Consider the following 18,113-nt stretch of genomic DNA (forward strand, 5'->3'; position numbering starts at 1 on the left):
TTAAAATGAAATTATATTCATATTAGGGAGGTTTTAAGGTGAACAGCCACGAAATCGAATACAAAATTTATGGCGATGATATGCAGTTCGTTGAGGTTGAATTAGATCCACAGGAAACCGTAGTCGCTGAAGCAGGCAGCTTAATGATGATGGAAGACGGAATTGGAATGGAAACCATTTTTGGAGATGGTTCAGGCGGCAACGGTGGATTCATGGGTAAGCTTTTCAGCGCCGGAAAACGTGTGTTAACGGGTGAAAGCCTGTTTATGACAACCTTCACCAATCAAGGCTATGGAAAGAAGCATGTATCCTTTGCTTCACCGTATCCCGGGAAGATCATTCCGATGGATTTAAGCCAGCTTGGTGGAAAAATCATCTGCCAGAAGGATGCTTTTTTAGCGGCTGCGAAAGGTGTAACAGTCGGAATTGAATTCCAGCGTAAGTTAGGCGCCGGTTTCTTTGGCGGTGAAGGCTTCATCATGCAAAAACTCGAAGGTGACGGAATGGCTTTTGTCCATGCCGGAGGGACGATACATAAGAAGGAGCTTCTTCCAGGAGAGGTATTACGCGTGGATACAGGCTGCTTAGTGGCGATGACGAGCGGTGTTGATTATAACATCGAAATGGTGAAAGGAGTTAAAACCGCATTGTTCGGCGGAGAGGGCTTATTTTTTGCAACATTAAGAGGCCCTGGCACCGTTTGGGTTCAATCGCTCCCATTCAGCAGACTCGCAAGCAGGGTATTTGCGGCTATGCCTTCAAGAGGGGGCTCAGTTGATGAAGGCAGTATCGCAAGAGGAATCTTCAACCTTTTAGACGGGGATTGATGAACAAAAAGCAGGACCGTTTTGTGAACGGGCATGCTTTTTGAATGGATCAATGAACTCCGTTTTCAGGATTCCAGCTGCCCTGCTGTTTCCTGATCGTGATGATTTGGCCAATATGATAGGCGTTATGGATGGTTAAATTGGTGAGAGCCGTATGCCACGGATCTTCCCTGTTTTCACTTATAGGGCTATCCAGTTTTTCCTCAGTACTTTCTTGTAAAGCGGCAGTCCATCTTTTCATTATTGAACGAAATTCATCCGCTGCCTCCTCCCAGCTTTTTGTACCTTCGCTTGAAAAAGTAACATCATTCGTCCCCTCAAAAGCTTTTACACCGTTTCCTTCAAAAAGATTCAAATAACGGCGGTTCCAAAAATTCAAATGGACGATGATTTCCTGGATAGAGTTTGCTGAATCATTCGGTTTCCACGTCACATTTTCATCTGTTAACCCCTTGACTGCATTTTCGAATGAAACAAACCACCCATTCTCATTGTTGGTATAAGCTAATTGCTTTATAAAAATATCCTTTCTGTTCATACTACTCCCCCTCTTCTTCGTGTTATAGTATATATTCTGAAAAGCGCCAGGAATTCCTTCAAAAATATTCCTCTTGTAACTAGTAAGTAATCGTGTTATATTAATCAAGCGATGAGCTGAATTGTGTAAGTCGAGAAACGCCCCTTTTAGGGACACACGATGTGGCGTGTGGTTTTTCGCCTCAATACGCAAAGACGCCTGCGAAAGCAGGCGTCTTTTTCTATGTCTTCATATTGTTTTCTGAAGTTTCTACACACTCAAAATTGTACTCTATTATTTTCTCCTATATAATTACCCTTAATGTTAATAGAATGGAGAGGTACGCAATGTCTATCGAATTTCTTCAAAATAAGACCATTAGACAGCTGCTGGACAAAGTAAGCGAAAATATTTTAATCGCTGATACCAACTATGAAATTGTGTGGCTAAACCATTCGGCAAAATTACTTTTAAAACTGCTTGGCCCTATGTCAAAATTGAAAATCCTGAAGATTTCATTGGGCAAAGTTTACATCAATTTCACGGCGAAAACAGAAGAAAATTTTGGAACATGGTCCTTTTCCTCATTTTGCGAATATTACATTGTTCAAAACCTATTCAGCAAACATCGTTGTTGACCAGTTGATCGGTGATGATGGTGAACGAATAGGGTACATATTGACATGGAAAGATGTCACCGAATATGAAAAAAAGATCCAAGAAACAAAAAAACAGATTCAGGAATTGGACACTCCTATCATTCCTCTGGCTTTAGATACTTCTATCCTTATACCAGTACTCGGAACACTGTCAAAAGACCGCCTTCATTTTATGGAAGAGAAAGTACTAACCTATTGCTCAAAACACGAAATCGAATTTATCCTCTTTGATTTTTCAGGTATAGCTGATGAATTGAATTCTGAAATCGCATTCCACTTACAGCAAATACATGAAGCCCTGGTATTAATGGGCGTGGAGCCAATATATATCGGTATCGGCAGAAATGGCCCGCTCTATTGTTAATGACAAACTTTCCATGCTCGGCCAAACATATCAATCCTTTAAACAAGGAATTTTATATGTTTGGGAAAAACAGGGCATAAGATTGTGAAGGTATAAAGAACAAAAAGCGCAAGCGCCCTGGTTAGCCCCGACAGGCATAAGACGAATCACGCAGGAAATCCTGATTTCTGGAGTGATTTGGCTTATGACCTCCAGGGGCTGGGGGCTGGAGCTAGATTAATACAACTTGTAGAAGTTATCCACACCATTTAATTTTAAAATTTCCTAGACGAAAATAAAGGTGCATTGCAGCTCTTCTGCAAATGCACCCTTTTTATTTACCCCTTTTTTCGCTGAATCTTGCCGATGACATCTTCGATACTGTCAGGTTTTAAAAATTCTACTGGAGAAAATCCTTTTTCAAAAATGACGGAATCCGCTTCGATCATAAGGACATATTTACCGTTCACTTTTGATAAATGGATGATATCACCGAAATCAGCGAGCAGTCCCCTCACTGAAATATGGTCCAGCTTCATTTTCAATTCGAGATCCGGTGTCTGCTCTACAATCTGTGCTGCCGCTTCTACGACCTGCTCTGTGTTGAACCTTTCCTGCAGCTCTCTTTTTTCACTGGAAGCCCACACCTCCATCGCCGTTTCAAGCTGTTCACGTTCCTCACTTTCCGGCTCAAACGCTTCCTCCATATGCCCTCTCACCATTTCAATTACCTGTGTTTTAACGATTTCAGGCATGGATTGGCCGTACTCAACATATTTAAGGAAATCCTCGAAGTAGCGTGCATGTGAAGCCTGGTTGATTTTCAATTCATGCTCCTCCAGCATTCCCTCCTCAGGCATATAAGGATATTGGATGGACTTCATGTTTTTAGTCGTAATTGCCATCTCAACATGGCGGATCAGCGTTGACTCATCTGAAATGGATGCCACCTTGGGTTCGAAATCGCATTTTAAAATAAACACAAACGGGTCATCAAAATACCGGTTCATTTTTGCCTGGGCAACCAAAAACACGCCGCCCCTGACAGCACTTGTATCAATATAAGCAGAAACAAATCGTTCACTTTCATTTTGAAAAATTTCTTTTGTATCCGCAAAACGGACTTTATTAAACAAATTATAATTCGGATTGGACGTTAAATCATGCCCCTCTTCAACGATAAAATAACCGATCTTCGTCGGTACTTCCTCCGTTTTCGGATGGCGCTCCACCTTGCGTTTGACGATTTTCGTAAATTCCCCGTCCAGAAAATCCTTTAAAGGGCTATCTTCATAATCCTCTTTGTCGAGCGTCTGGTAATGCTTGTAGCGCTTATCTGCCTGCTCCCCTTTGCCCTCAACCTGAATCACATAAAAAGATAAATAGTTAACCTGGAATTCCATCGTCTCACCCTGTCCCTTTTAGTCACTTTTACAAGTATAGGAAAGGCTGTACGATTCGTCAATTTGAAAATGGGGGTATGTTATGGAGAAATGATCTGTGCCATCTTTTCTTGCAAAGCACCTTTTTCAAGGTGACCGTTTTTCGTCTATTCGCGAGATTATCTTGAAAACGCGCGAGAAACTTTCTCTATTCCGCGAAATAAACGATGAAATCCGCGAGAAAAATTAAAAAACACGCGAGATTATTGCGAAAACGCGCGAGAAACTCGTAATATGAATAAAAAGAGCAGTGGAAAAGTAACTTTTCCACCGCCCTCATTCTTATTCAATCATATCCCGAACCTGTTTTTGAATGTAAAGATCCCGTTCAGCCCCATCTGACAATTCTTCTGAAAACTCGTGCTCCACATTTGATCTGCCCATCATTTTCTTTGAAGTCCGAATCGTTTGCGGTGGCAAATTATTGTTCGTAGCACCTTGTTCATTCCACTTTTCCATCCTGCACTTCACCTCATTACGCTTTTGAAGTTAGTATGGGATACTCCATTATTCTTATACATTGAATTATCTTTATACTTTTTCAAATCGCCAGCAAGCACTGGCAAAATCCCCTCTTTGAATTGGAATTGCCAGTCCTGAGTACATTAATTCATCACCGCCAAAAGCTTTTCCTGTTTCGATTTGTACATATTGAAAGCCGGGATTCAATCCCTTCAGTGGCAAGCAATATAATGGTTCATTGGGCTGAGCGAGTATTTTATATAACCAGACAACAACTTCTTGTTGATCCTCTGAAACAAACGACCATGCAGCCATATTTCCTTCAAAAGGGCTGATCAGCCGATAAAACTGGCCGAATTGGACAAGATGGCGAATTTCTTTATAAAAATTAATTTGCTGCTTGATTTCTTCCTTTTCTTCTTTTGACAGCTTAGTCAAATCTAGCTCATATCCCAAGTTGCCCGACATTGCTACGTTCCCCCTGAGGGATAGAGAGGTCATTCGATGAACCTGGTGATTCGGAACCGCTGATACGTGGGAGCCTATCGTAATGGCAGGATAGACAAGGCTAGTACCATATTGAATTTTTAAACGGGATATGGCATCCGTATTATCACTTGTCCACGTTTGAGGCATGTAATAGAGCATTCCTAGATCAAAACGGCCACCGCCGCCCGAACAACTTTCGAATAATATGTGTGGAAACCTCGCTGTAATTTCTTCAAGGACCCGATAAAGCCCCAGTATATACCGATGGGCCGTTTCTCGCTGACGCTCTGAAGGTAATGCAGCCGAACCGACCTCAGTCATATGGCGGTTCATGTCCCACTTTACATAACTGATGGGTGCGCTTGTGAGAATTTTTGATACAGCTTCAATAATATAATCACATACTTCACGTCTTGATAAGTCCAGTACAAGCTGGCTTCTCCCCTCCGAACGACTTCGGTTTGGAACATGCAGGCACCAATCGGGATGCGCGCGATATAGCTTACTGTCCGGTGAAACCATTTCGGGTTCAAACCACAGCCCGAATTCCATCCCTATTGTACCAATTTTCCGGCTTAAACCTCTCAGACCGTTAGGAAGCTTCCATTTATCGACGACCCAATCGCCAAGCGAGCTTTTAGCATTATTTCTTTTGCCGAACCACCCATCGTCTAACACAAATAACTCAATGCCGACATCCCTTGCTTCTTTCGCAAGAGTCACTATTTTTTCTTCGGTAAATTTAAAATAGGTCGCTTCCCAATTATTAATCAGGATTGGCCGTATTAGATCACGGTATAATCCTTTGCATAATCTCGTGCGGTACAGCTCATGAAACGTACGGGACATTTCTCCTATGCCTTGGAAAGAGTAAACCATGATGGCTTCAGGAGACTGGAAGCTTTCATTTGGTTCAAGAAGCCAGCTAAAATCAAACGGATTCAGTCCGATAGAGGCTCGTGCAGTCTGGAACTGGTCTACCTCAACCTGCGCCAAAAAGTTACCACTATAAACAAAACTAAATCCGAATACCTCACCATGGTCCTCATTTGCATCCTTTCGAAGCAGCGCAAAAAACGGATTATGCTGATGGCTGCTTGCCCCTCGTCTGCTTTCAATGGACTGAATCCCTGGCGAATTGGCTTCCTGTCGATATTACATTCATTTGTATGAGAGCCATAAAGTGTCAGCAAATCAAATTGAGCATCACGGAAATCTACATTGGCGCTTAGAGCCCGAAGAATTTTCAGCTTACTGCTGCCCTTATTTTCAAAACGAACAGAACGGGAAATCGTATTAAAGTGTTCGAAAATCGTATAGGTGAGGATAACCTCCAATCCAATTAATAGATCCTCTAATACGACTTCAAGTGTCTGCGCTTCGCTTTTTTCCTCTACATAGGTGGCAGGAAGACCTTCTAGCCTTGGTTTTCCCGAAAATATGCTATGACTTTTATAACGCAACTCCGTAATCGTTGAGCCGTTTTCCAGCTGTATTTGATAAGCGGGTGAACGGAAATCCGTATTCCCGTATACTGGATACTCCTGTGGCAGAGTATCTAGTGAAAAAGTGCGGTCATTGGGATCTGGATTAGGAGAAAATGTACGGTTAATAAAAGAAAGAGGATTGCTGCCAGCATAGTTTTCAATCCTTTTCCCCCAATATAGATGCGCCAAATAACCATTTTTTACGATTTGCATGACATAGCTTACATCGTTGCCTTGAAGGTGGAACACCTTGCTTTTAGCATCATAGAGAATTCCCACCATCCTCATCCTTTCGATCAATACATCAAATACAGTAATGTATGTTTGGCCACAAAAAAAATGAACCATGCTGGCTCATTTTTTTAATCTATTAATTAAGGGATATATTGTTCCGTAATTTTTATCACTACTCCGTCTTTTATTTCCAAGTGGAATGGAATGACGTGATCCTGGTTGCGCTTCTTTAAGAAATTCAGGAATTGAGATTTTGATACTTTCTCATTCCACTTGATTTCCCCTGTACGTGTCTGCAGTACATATTGTGCTGTATTTGAAATCCTGAATGTGCGGATTTTAGGGTTCACATTTCGAATCCAGTAGCCGTCAGGTGCATTTTGCATTTCCTTGCTGCACTTGCAATCCTTTAGGAACTCTTTATCTGCTTCCTTGCCTAAAAACCACTGGATATAATCAAAATGGCCGTACATTCTAGTACTCTTAAAACTGATTCCAGTAATATAGGTTGTTGCTTTTTCTGTAACAGGTTTTGAATTGGTAAGGGCTTCTGAAGAAGTAACATTTCCAAAAAGGGCTGCCAACACAAAAATAATAGCTATTGCTTTTTTAACCAAGGATCTCCATCCCCCTTATTTTTCTCTAAAAGATTATACGAATGGCCAAGCCGTTTCATTCTTTTTAAAATCAAAATTAGAAATTAATTTTATTCGTTGTTACCTTATTACCCACGTTGCTGTTCTTTAGACCTTCCAAATTAAGGATTCTCCCAAAGATTTTTCTTTTCAATTTTCTTACATTTTTTAGACGTTTTGACCATTCAATTAGTTTCATGCTTTTAAAAAACTTTGGGGAGAAATTGAAAAAACCACACATTCATGGAGTGTGTGGCTGCTGATGTTTTTAAAATAACCTTCATAAGAAAGCACACCTTTTATTCTGATGAATACTTAATTATCCCATGTAAATAAAAGGAGTATTCTCGTGGAATACACTCTCTTAATTTGATTTTCCCTTCTTTTTCTAATTCATTAACCATTTCTCGAATGATATTTTCATCGTTCTTCGAAGCTGTTGGAATTTCAATAGAAAAAAAGTTTCCACGAGTTGCTTTCTGAAGATCTTTTAATAATCTGTCCTTATTCATTGGGTCAACCCCTTCATTTACTTATTAATTCGACCTATTGGAGGACTTTTCCTGTAAATATCTATTTTTATTTCTTATTTTCCTCTGCACTTTTCAACATCATTTCTACCGCCATATTTTTTACCGATTTATTTTAATTTGCTTTCAAGTCCATTATCGGTTATACTAAAGAAGAATTATTTTTGTTCGGTGTAAAGGATTGTATAAGTGTTTAACTTTTCGTCTTAATGATCACTTTGGGCAAGGATAGTAACACATTGTGTGGTTTACGCACTAGGAGGCAACAATTATGGAACAAGGTACAGTAAAATGGTTTAACGCAGAAAAAGGTTTTGGATTTATCGAGCGCGAAGGTGGAGAAGACGTATTCGTACATTTCTCTGCAATCCAGTCTGAAGGATTCAAATCATTAGACGAAGGTCAAAAAGTTACTTTTGACGTTGAGCAAGGTGCTCGTGGAGCTCAAGCTGCTAACGTTCAAAAAGCGTAATATATTTTACCATGTAAAACAGATCCTCTAAGGATCTGTTTTTTTATTATAAAAATGCCAATCGATAAATATCGATTAGCACTTTAATTGAGTATTAAACATGTTACTATGTACAGGTTGATACAATTGTACATAGTAACATTCAATCCTGATTTTCTTTTATATGTTCACGGATTCTCTCAAGTTCTTTCAAAGATAATTCACTTAGAGATTTTTTGATTTCTTCCTCAATCTTTTTTCTGTTGCTTTCTCGATATCGATCCCACCATTCTCGAAGACCTTCCGTATTATCCAAAATGTATTCGATATCTATCTCTACTACCTCATCATCTGACAGATAATTCAATACAGCTGCTAACATACGATTAAGGTTACCGATTTCCTCTTCGTTTTTTTCGTTATTTAGCAAAAGGTCATTTGTTTCTGTATCAGAAGCGTCCTCGAGTTGTGCAGCTTTTCGTGGCATGTTTTCCCTCCGTACTATTTTACATTTAGAATATGTTTTAGTATGACCAATAAAAATTATATCGATTAACTATACTCACATTAGGTAATTTAATATTTTGGCTGGTCGTGTTAATTGAAGTGATTTTAAAGACTCTCTTCTTTACTAATTTAATGAATTTTCCAATTTTTGATGAAATACCTCGAAATTAATGGTACAATTTACCTAGTTTGACAATTTTATATATCTGGAGGTTATTTATGACATGGTTCACTAAATGGGCTTTGCGGAATAGACCAGCACTCGTTTTTTCCGTAATTGCCTCAATTATCTTCGGCATTTTCAGTTATACCACTATCCCAATGGAACTTATGCCGTCCGCAGACCAGCCGTATATTACAATTTCGGCAGTAGGTAACGGTATGGACGCCGTCAGTATGGACGAACAGGTCACACAGCCCATTGAAAAGGTATTAACCGGCATCAAAGGGAAACGAAATGTAGTGGCTGAAACGGGCAATAACTTTTCTCAGATGACAGTGACGTTTGAATCCGGCACGAACCTGAAAGAAGCCAAGCAGCAGATTCAAGACAGTATCTCGATGGTCAATCTGCCAAATGGAGTCATGAAACCGTATGTTGTGCTACTTAATACATCGCAGATTCCGGTTGTCTACTTAGGGCTATCGTTCGATAAAGAAATCGGAAATATAGAATTAAACCTCGTTGATAACGAGATCCTTCCTCAGTTCAAAGACATTAAAGGTGTCGGAAACGTCATGACCTACGGGGGAAAAATCAGCAGGTTTCAATCAAAGTGGACACGGCAAAACTTGCCGCTGCACAATATCCTTTAGAAAAGCTGTATACAGTCCTTCGTGGAAAAAATGCATCGGTTGCCGTAGGCGAACAAATTTTGAATGATCAAGAAACCAGCATCATCGTGACAGGGAAATTAGAAAATCTTGAAGACATTCAGAACCTTCAGTTAAACAAGAGCACCAAACTGAAAGATGTTGCTGACGTGGCGATGGAGAAAGATACTACCAGTATTACGCATATGAATGGAAAGAATTTTATTGAACTTGTGGTACAGAAAGATTCAACGAGCAATGCTGTCACCGTCGGTAAGCAAGTGGCAGATATCGCAAAGAAAATTAACCATGACTACAAAGGAACGTTTACCGCAACGATATTTATTAATTTAGCCGATACGGTTCTCGGTTCGATTAATTCGATGACAAGAGAAGTGCTGACAGGAGCCTTATTTGCCACATTGATTATCTGGCTGTTCCTGAAAAGCTTCCGCATGACCTTAATTACGATTATCAGCATTCCGCTTTCACTTTGTATTACCATGATTTTATTATCCTTCTTTGGTGTCACGCTAAATATTCTGACACTAGGCGGGATTGCCGTATCCGTCGGACGACTCGTGGACGACAGTATCGTAGTAGTGGAAAACATCTTCCGAAGAAAACAAGGAAATGAATTTACACTAGCATTTATCGTGGAATCGGTAAAAGAAGTGGCAGCCGCCATTACGTCATCTACCCTTACGACGGTAGCGGTGTTTCTTCCGATGCTACTTGCTTCTGGTAGTTTAAGAGATTTAATCGCGCCGTTTGCGATTACCATTACCTGTTCGCTGTTGTCTTCACTCCTTGTGGCATTAACCGTAGTGCCTGCACTCAGCGGACGATTGATGAAAAACGTCAAAACAAAAGAGCACAAAGCTGGGACCTTTTATCCTTCCGTTCTACGTTGGTCTTTGAACCATAAATGGCTTCCGATAGTACTATCAGTCGTTGTGGTCATCGGAGCCGTCGGATTATTCGTTTCAATGCCAAAAGGCTCGGTAGACCAAAAAGACAGTGCCTATCTTTCCGTTCTTTTAAAGTATAAAAACGGGGCGAAATTTGATGACATTAAAAATGGTCTTTCCAAGATGGAAACCATTCTTTCAAACGAAAAAGGTGTGAAAAATAACATTGTTCAGGTCGGCAATAATGCCGATGCAGCACAGTTTGGGGAACTTCAGGACGGAAATCAAATCCAGTTCATGGTGTTTTTGAAGGAAGGCGCCGATTCCGCTAAGATCGCTCAAGATTTGCGGAAAACAAAAGATCAATTCCCTAATGCAGAGTTAACAGCCAATACAGCGGGTCTAATGGGTGAAAACAAAACCACTGTCTCAGTGGATGTGTTAGGTAAAAACGATTTGAAAATTAAAAAAGCAGCCGAAATCATCATGAAAAAATTAAACACCCTTAACGGTGTTCAAAAAGTAGAAAGCAATGAGGAGAACCAAAAACCGACGGTCACCATTTCGGTGGATCCGAAAATCGGAAACGCTGAGGAAATTTCCGGGTCTCTTCATGCAATGCTGCAGCCGGCTATCATCGGAAACATGAAGATCGACGGACGTAACACTACGGTGAAACTCGGTGCGTTAAAGGAAATCCGGACATCGAAAGACTTGGAAGACTTAGAAATTATGACGCAAGACGGTCCGGTATTGTTATCAAAAGTGGCAAAAGTCGAACAGGTCAAACAACCGGGCACCCTTTATTCCAAAGACGGACATCACTATCTTCAAGTGAGCGCAACGGTTGATCCGAAGAAAATGGCCACCGTTGCCGGAGAAATTCAAAAACAATTACTGACGTGGAAAAATGACAATGCTTTTGGTAATGGCACAAGCGCTGAAATCACGGGAGCTTCCATGCAGTCATCTGATGATTTGAAGGAACTCGGAAAGCTTGCAGTGTTTTCAATCGGAATTGTATTCATGATTCTTTTGATCACGCTGAAATCATTCCGTGCAAGTTTTGCAATCTTGCTTTCCCTTCCGCTTGCGGCGATCGGTTCTCTATTAGGCCTAGTCGTAACAAAATCAGGCATAGACATCTCATCTGGAATTGGCATGCTGATGCTTGTGGGTATCGTCGTGACCAACGCCATCGTCTTAGTTGACCGAATCCGTCATAATGAAGAAAGGATGAGCATTCGGGAAGCGATTATGGAAGCAGGAACTGTCCGTCTTCGTCCAATCTTGATGACGGCCCTTGCAACCGTGTTTGCGATGGTTCCGCTATTATTTGGACATGAATCAGCCATGAGCATGAATCTTGTATCCAAAGGACTTGCCGTCGTGGTTATATCCGGACTGATTGTGTCTACTTTACTGACACTGATAGTCATTCCAACGTTCTACGAATTGTTCCACTTCCGAAAAGCAAAAAAACAGAGACAAAATGGAGTAAAGAAAAGAACAGAAGAAAATCTTAACGGAATCTCTTTTTGATAGACTATAGGAAAATAAACTATTAAAAGACATTAAAAACAGCAAATCCTGATTTGCTGTTTTTCTTGTTTTTCAACACAATCTTTTCAGTGATATTCGTCATCCATCATATTACTCCTATAAAATAAAAATAGTGCCAACTTCTCTTTAATAGAAATCGGCACATCGTTTATTCTCTATACGTTACCGTGTCGCTTTTGGCGGTTGGCACACGTCACATTTACGTTGGTTATTATTTTTAAATTTCGTAAATGTTTTTTCAAAGTTGCTGCCACATGCACATTTAAATAGTAACTTTTGAGAAAAACCGAGATATTCCGTCGTTAGCAACTTACTTTCCGAATTCTTTTCAACAAATTCATTAATTTTACCAATCGTCCATCGTTTATTCATTCTCTTACACCTCTATATTTTAGCGCTATGCGGAGGCTTTTCTTGGCATCCGTTCAATTATTGCTAAAAGTAGTAACGATCCTAAGTTACTCATTATAACATGAGCTGGCACTCAATTAAACAGATGGAAGGTATCATATTAAACTAAACTCCTCCTTTATCCATATTTATTCCTAAGGAAAAATGCGTGTGGTTTATAATCATAATCGTCTGAATAATATAAAATTATAGATAATTGGGAGCGATGGAAATGAGTAAAAAAATTTTAATAGCTTTACTCTCCTTAGGATTAATTGTGTTACTTTATTTTTTAGCTTCCCGTCCTGGTTCAAGTCCTGGTTCTAATTCTATTCCTACTACATCCTTAGAAGAGAAAATCTGTACAAAAGTAGCGGCACAATATGGGGATTGCAAAAAAGTGATTTTAATTGATACCAATTCAAATGTGGCTTTTGCCGAGACTGGATTCGGAATCCTTCCTGTACTTATCAGCAAAGACCATACCGAAATGGTAAAAATGATTCCAGGATTGGATTTCCAAGAGTTCAGAGAGGAAAAGGAGGAGACAGGACCGATAACCTGGAGAGTTGAAAATAATGTTCAAAAGGATTTCTCCATTATATACGGGTTTGCCAGAGACAATGCAAAGACCATCATTATAAATAGTGAAGGCAATATACAGCCAAATAAATTTTTCGTTCGGGACGACTTGGCTGGTATGAGCGGAGGTTCAGGTACGGCTGCGTTGTGGGTTTGGTATGTTACTTCTAAAGATGAAATGTTTAAACCAGCGGATGTAACAGTTTATGGAGCAGATGGTCATATAATTTACGGTGGAAGCAAAGAGGAATAGTGAAGGGATAAAATTTAGATGTGATGTGTTTTTAATTGTAGCAATGATTGTTTATACTAATGCACCGGGCTAATAAGATATTTTCATCTGAATATTCTAAATCCCACTCAAATAACCCTGTCCTTTTTGCATTGTCAGCTGCGATTGTTGATGAGAAAATTTAGTACAATAAAAACAACTGCCAATAATTGAAAGAAAGTGTTGATTTAGAGACTTACCCCATTCTGCTTCAAGAATTTCCTGAATATCACTCCAATTAGAAGGAGGAACTTTATCTGTAAGATCTTCGATTTGACGTATAAATGCTTTAGGCAGCAATTCGCCTCGAGTACTTAGAATCTGTCCAATCTTGATTAGTAATCCTTCTAATTCAAACAGTGTTTTTCGAAATCGTTCTCCTATTTTCCCCCAAAGATTTTCCCACTCATCTTTAGGTTTTCTTCGAAATTTGTACCAATAAATTTGAAGGAAGATGACAAAGAACATAGAAAGCACCTTTGATATTCGAACCAGCTTATTTCTTAATTTCATTACCAATCCTCTCATTTCTTTCCATCTTCTTTATTATGGTTAAATAAAATATTTTCCTGGTCATTCAAATGCTCACATTCGCTTAATAAGGACTAACCCAAACAAAATCTACATATAACAAACTACAAACAATATTATTCTTGTAATAAGAATTATATATTGTTCTCTATTTTCTGTTAATCTCGTCTAGTTAGTTAATACTAGAAAGGAATATTCATTAACAACTTAGATTTTAACTAAATCCTTCGTTTATCGGCACCCATACGTTGAACAAAATCCCCATACATCTGTTGTATAATCTCAATTGCCACTCGAAAAATCAGCAGGGTTACCTAGGGTACTCCTGCTGATAGTCAATCTCAACTTAGATTTAGTGTATGTAAAAATCTTTCAAGATAAACTCTAAGGTTCTAAATAAATGTGTCATAGAAGTTCATTTTAATATCTATAGAATGTTCCTGATTTGTTTGGTTGATGAATTTAATGATATCTTCATTATTTTCGCAAACTCTACAATGTTCTATCGTAAATGTACATAATGTTCGATGTAATACAGAAGCAATAAACGGATAGTGTTCTCTTGAACGATATATATACCAACCTGGTGGAAAGCTGCGCCATGGGTGACGGAAAACTGTTAATATTGGCAGCCGCTTTCTAGTGTTCCAATTCTTCTTTTCCTGTTCTAACCTAATTGTGTCATAAATCAGGCTTAATGATTTACAATCAACTTCATTCGTATTTAGAAAATGACCATCTTTCAGATACTCTCGAAAGTCTTGAGGATTATCAGTAAAAAGGTATCCAATAATATAATTTACATTATTTTTTCTAGTCCAAACAGCTCCAAAACCGCGATAGGAAAGTGTATTAATATCAAGAAATCCATCAGAGTATCCAAGATAAAACTGATCATCATTCATAAGATGTTTTTGAATTAACTCACCGTTAGGCTGAATTTGCATCTGGACCAACACCCCCTTTCTACTGGCTTAGTAATCCGCAATAAAAAGCAAACATACGACCACTCTGCATCTAAAAACGTATTATCGAATTACAAATAAGGTCAAGATAAATTTGAAAAATGATTTAAATCTTCCCTGTTCCCAATAACTACCAGAATATCTTCTCTTCTAATAACCTGATCCGGAGATGGTGAAATGATGATATCCCCATTTCTTACAATGGCAATGGCACTAACATTATATTTCGCACGCAAATCAAGATCTCGGAGACTTTTATTAGTCATACTTAAAGGTATTTTTATTTCTTCAATATTATAATCTTGTGAGAGTTCGATAAAATTCAATACATTGGGTGAAAGCAGCTGGCGAGCTACCCGTTGTCCCATATCTCGTTCTGGATAAATAATCCAATCAGCTCCTACCTTTTCTAGGACTTTACCGTGATGTTTATTCAGTGCTTTTGCTATCACTTTTTCCACCCCAAGTTCCTTTAGCAGCAACACTGTCAATATACTTGACTGCATGTCATTTCCAATTGCCACAATGACACAATCAAAGTTACGTATTCCAACTGATTTTAGCGCTTCCTCTTCTGTAGAATCAGCCACTAAAGCATGGGTGACAAATTCTTCAGCATCTTCTACACGATCTTCACTAATATCTAATCCCATTACGTCGTGCCCAGCATCGTTTAGTTCTTGAGCAACGCTTACTCCAAATCTTCCTAAACCAATAACAGCAAAATTTTGTTTTTTCATTGTACTACACTCCCTAGTTTGAATTAACCAATCATAATTTTTCCTTTCGGGTATCGGAAGGCGTCCGGTTTTCGTCTCATAGCTATTGCAAATGCAATTGTCAAAGGACCTACCCTTCCAGCAAACATTGTAAATATAATAAGCATTCGCCCTATGTGTGATAATTCAGGGGTTAACCCCATTGAAAGACCAACGGTGCCAAAAGCCGATGTAGCCTCAAATAAAATCATTAAGAATGATTTTCCTACTTCCGTAATATTTAGCAACATCGTAATGAGCATTACAAGAAACAATCCACTTACTGTCACAGTGAGTGCCTTCAATATGGTTTCAATGACAATTCGTCTGTCAAAAAAAACCAAGTCTTCCTTTCCTTTAATCTGTGCCCAAACCGTGCCAAGCAAAGTAGCAAAAGTTGTTGTTTTAATTCCTCCGCCGGTCGATCCCGGAGAGGCACCTACGAACATAAGAAAAATAATCAGGAATAATGAAGGTTGAGTTAAGTCAGAAATATTTAACGTATTGGAACCCGCTGTCCTTGGAGTTACCGATTGAAATAAGGACGACAAAATTTTACCAGAAACGGATAACGGCCTTAACGTTTTTTCATTTCCATACTCGAAAATAAAAATAAGGACTGCTCCAACAATGATAAGGATCGAACTTGTAATTAATACCAGCTTTGTATGTATCGACAAGCGCCTGGTGTCACGGTACTCGTATAGCTCATTCATTACTATAAATCCAATACCACCTAAGATGATAAGCATCATTACGGTGATACTTACGAAAGGATCTTCTGCATAAGGTGTAAAGCTTTTGAATTCTCCCATTAAGTCAAATCCTGCATTATTGAAGTTTGAAATGGCGTGAAAAATTCCAAAATAAATGGCTTTACCAATTGGCATATCAAAAGCAAAACGGATTGTTAGGATTAAGGCCCAACGAATTCAATCACAACCGTAAAAACTAAGATTCTCTTTACTAATCTCACAATTCCCGAAATAGTTAAATTATTTAAAGATTCCTGAAGCAACAGTCGTTCTTTCAGTGATATCCTTTTTCCCAATATAAAGAAGAAAAAGGTTGCAAAGGTCATAAACCCCAATCCACCAACCTGTATCAGTAATAATATGACCAACTGACCAAATGTAGTGAATGTACTTCCGGTATCTACTACAACGAGTCCTGTAACACAAGTAGCGGATGTGGATGTGAACATGGCATTCAAAAATGAAAGACCGTTACCGTCGACTGTTGCAATGGGGAGTGTAAGCAAAATAGCACCTATAACGATAATTGAAGCAAAGCCCAAAACAAGAACCTTCGAAGGGTCCAAAAACCCCCTTAATTTTTTCATGTTTACCATCCTGACTGTCAAATTATTTTTTGATGATTATAGTAGGTATCTCATATAGACATATAGCGATGAAATAATAATTGAAATAACCATTAATGGAAAACCGACTCTTAAAAATTGCATAAAAGAAATAGGATGCCCTTCTTTTGCCGCTAATCCTGCTACAACCAAATTCGCACTCGCTCCTATTAAGGTTCCATTTCCCCCTAAACAGGCTCCCAGTGACAGGCTCCACCATAATGGCTGTAAATCTGTCATTCCCATTTTCCCCATTTCCTTTATCAAGGGAATCATGGTGGCGACGAAGGGAATATTGTCCACGAATGCGGAAAGAATGGCGCTCATCCACAAGATAAGGAGTGTCGTGGATTTTAATTCGCCGCCTGTCCAGGACAGGGCTTTTTTCGCCACCATAGCAATGAGACCTGTATCCACTAACCCTCCCACTATGACAAACAAGCCCATAAAGAAGAATAAGGTGGTCCATTCTGTTTTCTCCAGGGACCTTTCCAAATGCTTTTCCCCTGTCAGTAACAGTAAAAGAAAAGCTCCGGCTAATGCAATAGTGGCTGTTTCTATGCCAATGAATTGATGGACGAAAAACCCACCAATGGTCAATGCAATAATAAGCAGACACTTTTTTAATAATGGTATATCGGTGATTTCCTTTTTCTCGTCTGTTTTAAGGAGCCGTTCCCTTAAAGCCTCTGTTGTCTTTAAATGCTTTCGATAAATAAGTGCAAAAATTAGTAAGGTAACAACTAAGATGATGAAGCATACTAACGACAAATTTTCAATAAATGAGAGAAAGGTTAGTTCTTTTACAACACTGCCAATCATCAGGTTAGGGGGATCCCCAATCATGGTTGCGGTACCTCCAATATTAGAGGCAAATACTTCTGCTATTAACAATGGAATAGGATTAACCTTTAATTCAGAAGTGATTTTTATCGTTACGGGCACAATGAGCAGAACTGTCGTGACATTATCTAAAAAAGCTGATGCAAATGCTGTAACCAGGCTTAGGATGACAAGAATATTAATAGGCTTTCCTTTTGCTTTTTTTGCGGACCATATGGCTATGTATTCAAATAGCCCTGTTTGAGCGGTGATGTTCACAATAATCATCATCCCTACTAACAGGCCTATTGTATTAAAATCGATATGGTGTATCGCAGACTCCTGATTCAAAATCCCAAAACAGATCATCAACAATCCACCAATCAAAGAAATAATTGTCCGGTGGACTTTTTCTGTAATTATAAGTGCATAGGTAATTAGAAAGATGCTAAGGGCAATAAATGCTTCAGAATTCATATTTACCTCCTGAATTTAGTTCAACATAGTATTTGATTCATAGCGATATCCAATTCATTTTTATGAATTACAAAAGGTGAAAAAACA

18 protein-coding genes and 2 pseudogenes are annotated in these 18,113 nt (G+C 39.0%); 6 read left to right on the forward strand and 14 right to left on the reverse strand.

The window, feature by feature from the left end; genetic code table 11:
• The first annotated feature begins 38 nt into the window (after positions 1-38).
• Positions 39-827, forward strand: a complete 789-nt coding sequence (locus RCG23_RS02050; protein WP_308178369.1) for a TIGR00266 family protein — start codon at positions 39-41, stop codon at positions 825-827.
• 49 nt (positions 828-876) lie between these two features.
• Here RCG23_RS02050 and RCG23_RS02055 read toward each other — a convergent pair whose 3' ends face one another.
• A complete protein-coding gene (locus RCG23_RS02055) occupies positions 877-1,365 on the reverse strand; it encodes a DinB family protein (RefSeq protein ID WP_308178370.1) in 489 nt (162 codons plus the stop codon).
• Positions 1,366-1,908: 543 nt separating this feature from the next.
• On the opposite strand from RCG23_RS02055, the gene RCG23_RS02060 reads away from it, so the two are divergent.
• On the forward strand, positions 1,909-2,367 hold the full coding sequence (locus RCG23_RS02060) for an STAS domain-containing protein (protein ID WP_308178371.1): 459 nt from the start codon (positions 1,909-1,911) through the stop codon (positions 2,365-2,367).
• A gap of 317 nt (positions 2,368-2,684) precedes the next feature.
• On the opposite strand, the gene RCG23_RS02065 is transcribed toward RCG23_RS02060, so the two are convergent.
• The 6 genes and pseudogenes from RCG23_RS02065 to RCG23_RS02085 form a co-directional block, all read right to left on the reverse strand.
• Positions 2,685-3,749, reverse strand: a complete 1,065-nt coding sequence (locus RCG23_RS02065) for a DUF3900 domain-containing protein (RefSeq protein WP_308178372.1) — start codon at positions 3,747-3,749, stop codon at positions 2,685-2,687.
• 321 nt (positions 3,750-4,070) lie between these two features.
• The gene (locus RCG23_RS02070; protein ID WP_308178373.1) at positions 4,071-4,247 is read right to left on the reverse strand and encodes a hypothetical protein; all 177 of its coding nucleotides are present in this window, start codon (positions 4,245-4,247) and stop codon (positions 4,071-4,073) included.
• A 72-nt stretch (positions 4,248-4,319) separates the two neighbouring features.
• Positions 4,320-5,618 (reverse strand): alpha-galactosidase, encoded by a 1,299-nt coding sequence (locus tag RCG23_RS25790; RefSeq protein WP_374049835.1) that lies wholly within the window; start codon positions 5,616-5,618, stop codon positions 4,320-4,322.
• 93 nt (positions 5,619-5,711) lie between these two features.
• Positions 5,712-6,574, reverse strand: a pseudogene (locus RCG23_RS25795) (glycoside hydrolase family 36 N-terminal domain-containing protein); the annotation flags it as partial.
• Positions 6,575-6,600: 26 nt separating this feature from the next.
• The gene (locus tag RCG23_RS02080) at positions 6,601-7,077 is read right to left on the reverse strand and encodes a hypothetical protein (protein ID WP_308178374.1); all 477 of its coding nucleotides are present in this window, start codon (positions 7,075-7,077) and stop codon (positions 6,601-6,603) included.
• A gap of 317 nt (positions 7,078-7,394) precedes the next feature.
• A complete protein-coding gene (locus RCG23_RS02085; protein ID WP_308178375.1) occupies positions 7,395-7,607 on the reverse strand; it encodes a hypothetical protein in 213 nt (70 codons plus the stop codon).
• Positions 7,608-7,896: 289 nt separating this feature from the next.
• On the opposite strand from RCG23_RS02085, the gene RCG23_RS02090 reads away from it, so the two are divergent.
• The gene (locus RCG23_RS02090; RefSeq protein ID WP_026695320.1) at positions 7,897-8,097 is read left to right on the forward strand and encodes a cold-shock protein; all 201 of its coding nucleotides are present in this window, start codon (positions 7,897-7,899) and stop codon (positions 8,095-8,097) included.
• A 142-nt stretch (positions 8,098-8,239) separates the two neighbouring features.
• Here RCG23_RS02090 and RCG23_RS02095 read toward each other — a convergent pair whose 3' ends face one another.
• Positions 8,240-8,563 (reverse strand): hypothetical protein, encoded by a 324-nt coding sequence (locus RCG23_RS02095; RefSeq protein WP_308178376.1) that lies wholly within the window; start codon positions 8,561-8,563, stop codon positions 8,240-8,242.
• Positions 8,564-8,802: 239 nt separating this feature from the next.
• On the opposite strand from RCG23_RS02095, the gene RCG23_RS02100 reads away from it, so the two are divergent.
• Positions 8,803-9,399 carry an efflux RND transporter permease subunit gene (locus RCG23_RS02100; RefSeq protein WP_308178377.1) on the forward strand — a complete coding sequence of 199 codons (597 nt, stop codon included), beginning with the start codon at positions 8,803-8,805 and terminating at the stop codon, positions 9,397-9,399.
• Positions 9,360-11,849, forward strand: coding sequence for an efflux RND transporter permease subunit (locus tag RCG23_RS02105; RefSeq protein ID WP_308178378.1), 2,490 nt, complete (start codon positions 9,360-9,362; stop codon positions 11,847-11,849). Before RCG23_RS02100 ends, RCG23_RS02105 begins: the two co-directional genes overlap by 40 nt.
• 183 nt (positions 11,850-12,032) lie before the next feature.
• Here the strand turns inward: RCG23_RS02105 and RCG23_RS02110 are convergent, their stop codons facing one another.
• Positions 12,033-12,242 (reverse strand): hypothetical protein, encoded by a 210-nt coding sequence (locus tag RCG23_RS02110; protein ID WP_308178379.1) that lies wholly within the window; start codon positions 12,240-12,242, stop codon positions 12,033-12,035.
• Between the two features lie 250 nt (positions 12,243-12,492).
• Between RCG23_RS02110 and RCG23_RS02115 the strand changes: the two genes are divergently transcribed.
• Positions 12,493-13,095, forward strand: a complete 603-nt coding sequence (locus tag RCG23_RS02115; protein ID WP_308178380.1) for a hypothetical protein — start codon at positions 12,493-12,495, stop codon at positions 13,093-13,095.
• Positions 13,096-13,191: 96 nt separating this feature from the next.
• On the opposite strand, the gene RCG23_RS02120 is transcribed toward RCG23_RS02115, so the two are convergent.
• The 5 genes and pseudogenes from RCG23_RS02120 to RCG23_RS02140 form a co-directional block, all read right to left on the reverse strand.
• Positions 13,192-13,626, reverse strand: a complete 435-nt coding sequence (locus RCG23_RS02120) for an AarF/ABC1/UbiB kinase family protein (RefSeq protein WP_308178381.1) — start codon at positions 13,624-13,626, stop codon at positions 13,192-13,194.
• Positions 13,627-14,036: 410 nt separating this feature from the next.
• Positions 14,037-14,591, reverse strand: a complete 555-nt coding sequence (locus RCG23_RS02125) for a hypothetical protein (RefSeq protein ID WP_308178382.1) — start codon at positions 14,589-14,591, stop codon at positions 14,037-14,039.
• 101 nt (positions 14,592-14,692) lie between these two features.
• Positions 14,693-15,349: a potassium channel family protein gene (locus tag RCG23_RS02130; protein WP_308178383.1), complete on the reverse strand. Its 657-nt coding sequence runs from the start codon at positions 15,347-15,349 to the stop codon at positions 14,693-14,695.
• 23 nt (positions 15,350-15,372) lie between these two features.
• Positions 15,373-16,709: pseudogene (locus tag RCG23_RS02135) on the reverse strand (TrkH family potassium uptake protein).
• A gap of 36 nt (positions 16,710-16,745) precedes the next feature.
• Positions 16,746-18,026 carry an ArsB/NhaD family transporter gene (locus RCG23_RS02140; RefSeq protein ID WP_308178384.1) on the reverse strand — a complete coding sequence of 427 codons (1,281 nt, stop codon included), beginning with the start codon at positions 18,024-18,026 and terminating at the stop codon, positions 16,746-16,748.
• Positions 18,027-18,113: the final 87 nt, after the last annotated feature.

This window comes from Neobacillus sp. PS3-34 (assembly GCF_030915465.1).
Classification (GTDB): Bacteria; Bacillota; Bacilli; order Bacillales; family Cytobacillaceae; genus Neobacillus_A.